At 65.7% G+C, this 7,134-nt stretch carries 7 protein-coding genes and 1 pseudogene; 5 read left to right on the top strand and 3 right to left on the bottom strand.

Features of this window, described 5'->3' with window-relative positions:
- The 4 genes from WB785_RS03895 to WB785_RS03880 all read left to right on the top strand — a co-directional run.
- Nucleotides 1-144 (top strand): hypothetical protein (locus tag WB785_RS03895; RefSeq protein WP_424077378.1); only part of this gene is annotated, 144 nt, incomplete at its 5' end.
- Nucleotides 126-665, top strand: coding sequence for an adenine phosphoribosyltransferase (locus WB785_RS03890; RefSeq protein ID WP_424077373.1), 540 nt, complete (start codon nt 126-128; stop codon nt 663-665). The genes WB785_RS03895 and WB785_RS03890, both read left to right, overlap by 19 nt.
- Before the next feature lie 293 nt (nt 666-958).
- A complete protein-coding gene (locus tag WB785_RS03885; protein ID WP_424077377.1) occupies nt 959-3,259 on the top strand; it encodes a RelA/SpoT family protein in 2,301 nt (766 codons plus the stop codon).
- Between the two features lie 38 nt (nt 3,260-3,297).
- Complete coding sequence (locus WB785_RS03880) at nt 3,298-4,287, top strand: NAD-dependent epimerase/dehydratase family protein (protein WP_424077376.1); 990 nt, start codon at nt 3,298-3,300, stop codon at nt 4,285-4,287.
- On the opposite strand, the gene WB785_RS03875 is transcribed toward WB785_RS03880, so the two are convergent.
- The 3 genes and pseudogenes from WB785_RS03875 to WB785_RS03865 form a co-directional block, all read right to left on the bottom strand.
- Nucleotides 4,265-5,083 (bottom strand): peptidylprolyl isomerase, encoded by an 819-nt coding sequence (locus tag WB785_RS03875; protein ID WP_424077375.1) that lies wholly within the window; start codon nt 5,081-5,083, stop codon nt 4,265-4,267. The two genes, WB785_RS03880 and WB785_RS03875, sit on opposite strands and share 23 nt — an antisense overlap.
- A 171-nt stretch (nt 5,084-5,254) precedes the next feature.
- A pseudogene (locus WB785_RS03870) lies at nt 5,255-5,998 on the bottom strand (serine/threonine-protein kinase); the annotation flags it as partial.
- A 47-nt stretch (nt 5,999-6,045) separates the two neighbouring features.
- Nucleotides 6,046-6,927, bottom strand: coding sequence for a peptidylprolyl isomerase (locus tag WB785_RS03865; RefSeq protein WP_424077372.1), 882 nt, complete (start codon nt 6,925-6,927; stop codon nt 6,046-6,048).
- 110 nt (nt 6,928-7,037) lie between these two features.
- Between WB785_RS03865 and WB785_RS03860 the strand changes: the two genes are divergently transcribed.
- A partial coding sequence (locus tag WB785_RS03860; RefSeq protein ID WP_424077374.1) for an MBL fold metallo-hydrolase occupies nt 7,038-7,134 on the top strand: 97 nt, incomplete at its 3' end.

Below are 7,134 nucleotides of genomic sequence, written 5' to 3'. Positions count from 1 at the left end.
GTGCTGTGGGGCGATCTGCCGACGCTGCCGCTGTACCGCCAGCAGCGGACCTTGCTGGCGTCGAAGAAGATGTACGCCGTCAGCAGCAACCCCAGCCGCTGGGGTGCCGGCTGGAATATGGATCGATGGGTCTTGGTGCGGTGACTGAGGTCCAAGACGTTATCGCGTCGCTGACTCGGCAGGTATCCGACTTCCCTACGGAGGGTGTGGAATTCAAGGACCTCACACCGGTCTTCGCCGATGCCCGCGGGCTGGCCGCGGTCACCGACGCGCTGGCCGATGTGGTGTCCGGGGCCGACCTGGTCGCCGGCATCGACGCCCGCGGTTTCCTGGTGGGCGGCGCCGTCGCGACCCGACTGGGCACCGGGCTGCTGGCGATCCGCAAGGCCGGCAAGTTGCCGCCGCCGGTGCTCAGCGAGACCTACGACCTCGAGTACGGCAGCGCCACCCTGGAGATGCCCGCCGACCGCATCGAATTGGCAGGGCGCAGGATTGTGATCGTCGACGATGTACTGGCCACCGGAGGTTCGGTGGCCGCGGCGCACCGGTTGCTCGAGCAGGCCGGGGCCCGGGTGACGATGGCCGCGGTGGTGCTGGAACTCGCGGCGCTCGGCGGCCGTGATCTCGTGGCGCCGCTGCCAGTCCACAGCTTGCTCCGCATGTAGGGCACCTCGCATTGGTCGCAGCTGTCACATGTGTTTCTGCGCCGGTCGACACGCGATCTGCCCGCCTCTGAGCGACAGTTGGTATGGCCCTGAGGTTGTCGCTCAGAGGCGGGCAGATCGGGCGTCGCCTCCGTCAGAGGCCAGTGTTGCGGATGTGGCTAGGTAGCTAGCAGCCTCGGAAGTGCGGGACAATCAGACTTCAGCGATATCCTGGGAGTTCGGAGGTGACCAACGTGGCGGACGACAAGGGGACGGCGATCCAGCCGCCCACCGAACCGCTGCAGGTCGCCGACATGCCGCAGCCGGCAGAACCCACGGTCAGCCTCAAGACGTCCAGCAGCGCCTCGCGTCGGGTCCGGGCCCGGTTGGCGCGGCGGATGACGGCCCAGCGCAGCGCACTCAGCCCGGTCCTCGAACCACTGGTGGCGGTGCACCGCCAGATCTACCCGAAGGCCGACCTGTCGTTGTTGCAGCGGGCCTACGAGGTCGCCGAGCAGCGGCACGCCACCCAGTTGCGGCACTCGGGCGACCCGTATATCACCCACCCGCTGGCGGTGGCCAACATCCTCGCCGAGTTGGGCATGGACACCACCACGCTGGTGGCCGCCCTGCTGCATGACACCGTCGAGGACACCGGCTACACGCTGGATGCCCTTTCCAACGATTTCGGCGAAGAGGTGGGCCATCTCGTCGACGGGGTGACCAAGCTGGACAGGGTGGTATTGGGCAGCGCCGCCGAGGGCGAAACGATCCGCAAGATGATCACCGCCATGGCGCGCGATCCGCGGGTGCTGGTGATCAAGGTCGCCGACCGGCTGCACAACATGCGGACGATGCGTTTCCTGCCGCCGGAGAAGCAGGCTCGCAAGGCCCGCGAAACGCTGGAAGTCATTGCGCCGCTGGCACACCGGCTGGGTATGGCTACCGTCAAATGGGAATTGGAGGATCTCTCGTTCGCGATCCTGCATCCCAAGAAGTACGAGGAGATCGTGCGGCTGGTCGCCGGGCGAGCCCCGTCGCGAGACACCTATCTGGCCAAGGTGCGCGCCGAAATCGTCGCCACCCTCAACGCGTCGAAGATCACCGCCGTGGTCGAGGGGCGGCCCAAGCACTACTGGTCGATCTACCAGAAGATGATCGTCAAGGGCCGCGACTTCGACGACATCACCGACCTGGTCGGCATCCGCATCCTGTGCGACGAAATCCGCGACTGTTACGCCGCAGTGGGCGTGGTGCATTCGCTGTGGCAACCAATGGCCGGCCGGTTCAAGGACTACATCGCCCAGCCCCGTTACGGGGTGTACCAGTCGCTGCACACCACCGTGGTCGGCCCGGAGGGCAAGCCGCTGGAAGTGCAGATCCGCACCCGCGATATGCACCGCACCGCCGAATACGGCATCGCGGCGCACTGGCGCTACAAAGAAGCCAAGGGCCGCAACGGGGTTCCGCATGCTCTCGCGGCGGCCGAAATCGACGACATGGCCTGGATGCGTCAGCTGCTCGACTGGCAGCGAGAGGCCGCCGACCCCGGTGAATTCCTGGAGTCGCTGCGTTACGACCTTGCGGTACAAGAGATTTTCGTGTTCACCCCGAAAGGTGATGTGATCACGCTGCCCAACGGGTCGACGCCCGTGGACTTCGCCTACGCCGTGCACACCGAGGTGGGGCACCGATGCATCGGCGCTCGGGTGAACGGCCGGCTGGTGGCGCTGGAACGCAAGCTGGAAAACGGCGAAGTCGTCGAGGTTTTCACGTCCAAGGCGCCAAATGCCGGGCCGTCGCGGGATTGGCAGCAGTTCGTGGTGTCGCCGCGCGCCAAAGCCAAGATCCGCCAGTGGTTCGCCAAGGAGCGTCGCGAGGAGGCGCTGGAGACCGGCAAAGAAGCAATCACCCGCGAAGTTCGCCGCGGCGGACTCCCGTTGCAGCGCTTGGTCAACGGCGGGTCGATGGCGGCGGTGGCCAACGAGCTGCACTACGCCGACGTATCGGCGCTCTACACCGCGGTCGGCGAGGGTCATGTCTCGGCCAAGCACGTCGTACAGCGGCTGGTGGCTGAGCTCGGCGGTATCGACCAGGCCGAAGAGGATCTCGCTGAACGGTCCACCCCGGCGACCATGCCGCGGCGCCCGCGCAGCACCGAGGATGTCGGGGTGTCGGTGCCCGGCGCCGCGGGCGTGCTGACCAAGCTGGCCAAGTGCTGCACGCCGGTGCCCGGCGACCAGATCATGGGGTTCGTCACCCGCGGTGGCGGAGTCAGCGTGCACCGCACCGATTGCACCAACGCCGCGTCGCTGCAGCAGCAAGCCGAGCGCATCATCGAGGTGCACTGGGCACCGTCGCCGTCGTCGGTGTTTTTGGTGGCCATCCAGGTCGAGGCGCTCGACCGGCACCGGTTGCTGTCGGACGTCACCCGGGTGCTGGCCGACGAGAAAGTCAACATCCTCTCCGCGTCGGTGACCACGTCCGGTGATCGGGTGGCGATCAGCCGGTTCACGTTCGAGATGGGCGACCCCAAGCATCTGGGACATCTGCTGGATGTGGTCCGCAATGTCGAAGGTGTCTACGACGTCTATCGCGTCACATCCGCGGCGTAAGCGACCTCGCAATCGTGTCACCGCAACGGGCTCTGGTGATGGGAGCCAGCGGCAATGTGGGGGCCTGCGTTACCCGCCGGCTGGTGTCTAGCGGTGCTGATGTCCGGGTTCTGCTACGAAAGACCAGCTCCACCAAGGGAATCGACGGGCTCGACGTCGAGCGGTATTACGGCGGCATTTCCGACGCTGCTGAATTGGCTGCGGCCATGGCCGATCGCGACGTTGTCTACTACTGCATCGTCGACACCAGGGCGGAGCTCAAAGACCCGGCCCCGCTGTTCGAGACGAATGTCAACGGCCTGCGCAAGGTGCTCGACGTGGCGGTGACGGCGAACCTACGACGGTTCGTTTTCCTGAGCACGATTGGCACCATCGCCATCGGTCGCAACGGTGAAACCGTCGACGAGGACACGCCTTTCAACTGGTCGGATCAAGCCGGCAGCTACATCGAGTCACGGCGCCAGGCAGAGCAGTTGGTGCTCTCCTACGCCGCAGACCACGGGCTGCCAGCGGTGGTGGCCAACGTGTCGAATCCATACGGGCCGCCCGATTGGCAGCCGCGCCAAGGGATGCTCGTGGCGCTGGCCGCACGTGGAAAGCTGCCGCTCTATATCCGCGGTGTCGGGGCTGAAGTGGTCGGCATCGACGACGCCGCCGACGCATTGCTGCTGGCCGCCGAACGCGGGCGAATCGGCCAGCGCTACATCATCTCTGAGCGTTACATGACGCAGCGTGAACTGGTGACGATCGCCGCCAAGGCAGTCGGTGCGCGACCACCACGACTGGGTATTCCGATGGGCCTGGTTTACGGGTTCGCGCGGGTATCCGATGTTGTCGGATCGCTGCTGCATCGCGACTTCCCGATCAGCAGTCAAAGCGCCCGGCTGATCGAGCTCACCTCGCCGGCAAGTCACGCCAAAGCGACCCGAGAACTCGGCTGGCATCCGACACCCACCGAACAGTTCATCGCGCGCGCAGCCCAAACGCACGTAAACCGGTCGCGGATCAGCGCAGCCGCGCCGAGGTGATGGTGACTTCGGTTGCGGGCGTACCGTCGTCGCCACCGCGGGCGACGCCGGCCGCGGCGATCTTGTCCAGCGTCGCCAGGCCCGTGGTGTCGATGGTGCCGAATACGGTGTATGCCGGCGGCAACTGCGAGTCGCGGTAGACCATGAAGAACTGGCTGCCGTTCGTGTCCGGTCCGGCGTTGGCCATCGCCAGCGTGCCGCGCGGATACATCACCGGCTTCTTCAGCGCCGGGTCGTGGGCCGGGTACTGATCGGCCGGGTATTCGTCGGCGAACTGGTAGCCCGGGCCACCGGTCCCGTCGCCTCTTGCGTCACCGCATTGCAATACCGACAACCCCGGCGAGGTGGTCAGCCGGTGGCATTGAGTGTCGTCGAAGAACTTCTGCTGCACCAGGCTGACGAAACTGTGTACAGTGCAAGGCGATTCGTTGTTCGCGAGTTGCAGGCCGATTTTGCCGCGGTTGGTGACGATGGTCACGCCGACCTTAGCGGGAGAGGTCGAAACCTCGCCGGCGTCGGGCGGGTCCACCGGCTTGCTGGCGGCGTCGGTGGACGGCGGGTACTCGCAGTCAGCGCCCAAACCCGCGGAGGGGACGAACGGCGGAAGCTGCGGCCCCGCCGACGGTTTGACCGAGGTGGTCGCCGTGGCGCTGCTCGTGGTGGACTTGCTGGTCGGGGCGGCGGACGTAGTCGCGGTGCCGCCGCGGTCCGAGGAGGTCGTGGCGCTGATGATCACCAGCGCGATCACCCCGAACAGGGCCACCCCCGCCGCGACCATGGCGGCCAGGAGAGCCAACGTGTGGCTGTTCTCGGATTCGGCCGCCTGATCTGGCGGCGGTTCAGCGGTGGAATGGCCGGGTGCCGGCTGGGAGCGGGTCGATGGCGATGCGGTTGGCGGTGGACTGAAGCGGTTATCCAACGCTGCTCGTGCGGCTTGGGCCAACTGCGAAGCGGTCTGGTAGCGAGCCTGCGGATTTTTCGCCATACCCGCGGCCATCACGGCGTTGAATGCCGGCGCTATGCCGGGCGAGGACGTCGAGGGCCGTGGCGGCGGGGCGGTCAAGTGCCCTTCGCGTTGTTCTTCGAGGGTGTCTCCGGGGTAAGGCTGTTGTCCCGTCAAGCATTTGTGCAACACGCAGGCCAGCGAATAGATATCTGAGCGGGCATCGCCTGTGCCACTGAACCTTTCGGGCGCCAGATAAGCGCCGGGAACATGGCCCATGCTGGCCGCGGCAGTATCTGCGACGTCGCGCCACATTCCAAAGTCGGTCAGGTAGACGAAATCTCGCGGCGCGACCAAAATATTCGACGGTTTGACGTCGCGATGGACGAGCCCCGCTCGGTGCGCGCCATCGAGGGCCACGGCGACTTGCTCGATGATCGTGACCGCGCGGGCAGGAAGTATTCGGCCGCCTTCGTTTCTGATCAGCCGACCGAGGTTGCTGCCCTCGATTAGCCCCATGGCCACATACAGTCGGCCGTCGATCTCGCCATAGTCGTGGATCGGCACCACGTGCCGGTTATTGAGGCCGGCGGCCGCGGCTACATCGCGGCGGAACTGGTCGAGGAACTCTAAATTCTCGCCCAGTTCCGGCGCGACTACTTTGAGGGCAACTACCTGGTTGGTGACGGTGTCGTTGGCTCGGAAGACTTTTCCCGTTGTGCCACGGCCAATTAGGTCGAGAAGCTGGTAGCGCCCGAATGTCGTCACCTGCACAAAGGGTTCTCCTGTAGCTGCCGAGGGCTCCGAAGATTCGATCAGTCCAGCCGCACTGATTTGATCGTGACTTGGGTGGCTGGTTGGCCGTCCTGACCGCCGCCGGCGACGCCGCCCTTGGCGATTTTGTCCAGGGTGGCCAGCCCGTCTTGTTGAATCTTGCCGAACACCGTGTATTCCGGTGGCAGCTGGGTGTCCTTGTACACCATAAAGAACTGGCTGCCGTTGGTGTTAGGTCCGGCGTTGGCCATCGCCAGGGTGCCGCGCGGGTAGATCACCGGCTCGTGGGCCGTAGGGTCGTCAGCTGTGTACAGGGTGGTCGGATACTCGTTGTTGAACTGATAGCCCGGGCCGCCGGTGCCGTCGCCGGTCGGGTCGCCGCACTGCAGCACCGCCGATGTCGGCGACGCGGTGAGCCGGTGGCATTTGGTGTCGTCGAAGAATTTCTGCTGCGCCAGGCTAACGAAACTGTTGACGGTGCAAGGTGATTCGTTGTTGGCGAGCAACAGGCCAACCGGACCCTGGTCGGTCATCATGCTGACACTGACCTGGGCGGGGTCGGTGGGCACTTTGCCCTGCCTCGGCGGCTTCACCGGTTTGCTGGCCGGCTCCGCGGACGGCACGTACTGGCAGTTGGCGCCTACGTCGGCGGCCGGTTTGAACGGAGGCAACGGCGGAATCCCCGACGGTGAGCCCGCCGCGGTGCTGGCCGTCGTGCTCGCGTGGGCCGAAGCCTGCGTGTTCTTGTGCTCGTTGTTGGTGGAGACCACGGTGAACACCACCGCGGCGACGACGACCACTGCCGCAACCGACACTCCGACGATCCCCAGCGTCCGACGACGACGGGCCTGCTGGGCGCGCCGTTCCAGCTGGCGTTCGAGTTTGCGTCTAGCCGTCGCACGTCGCTGTTCGTTGGTCGGCACCGCCGATATCCCTCCGTGGTTATGTGCTGAGTCAGCAAAGAGTGTGCCAGTTGATGCTGGATAGGGGTGGCGCGACCCATGCCAGGTCGGGAGATGGGAAACTGGAGATCGTGTTAATCACCGGATTTCCCGCCGGGTTGCTGCAGTGCAACTGCTACGTGCTGGCGCCGTGCCCCGGGGCCGACGCCATCATCGTCGACCCGGGCC

It is taken from the genome of Mycobacterium sp., assembly GCF_049585075.1.
Lineage (GTDB): Bacteria > Actinomycetota > Actinomycetes > Mycobacteriales > Mycobacteriaceae > Mycobacterium.
The sequence above is the reverse complement of the archived record's forward strand: the minus strand, read 5'-3'. Positions and strand labels throughout refer to the sequence as shown.

Coding starts and splice junctions, on each gene's coding strand:
- WB785_RS03890 (WP_424077373.1), top strand. CDS start 126: ATGGGTCTTGGTGCGGTGACTGAGGTCCAAGACGTTATCGCGTCGCTG.
- WB785_RS03885 (WP_424077377.1), top strand. CDS start 959: ATGCCGCAGCCGGCAGAACCCACGGTCAGCCTCAAGACGTCCAGCAGC.
- WB785_RS03880 (WP_424077376.1), top strand. CDS start 3,298: ATGGGAGCCAGCGGCAATGTGGGGGCCTGCGTTACCCGCCGGCTGGTG.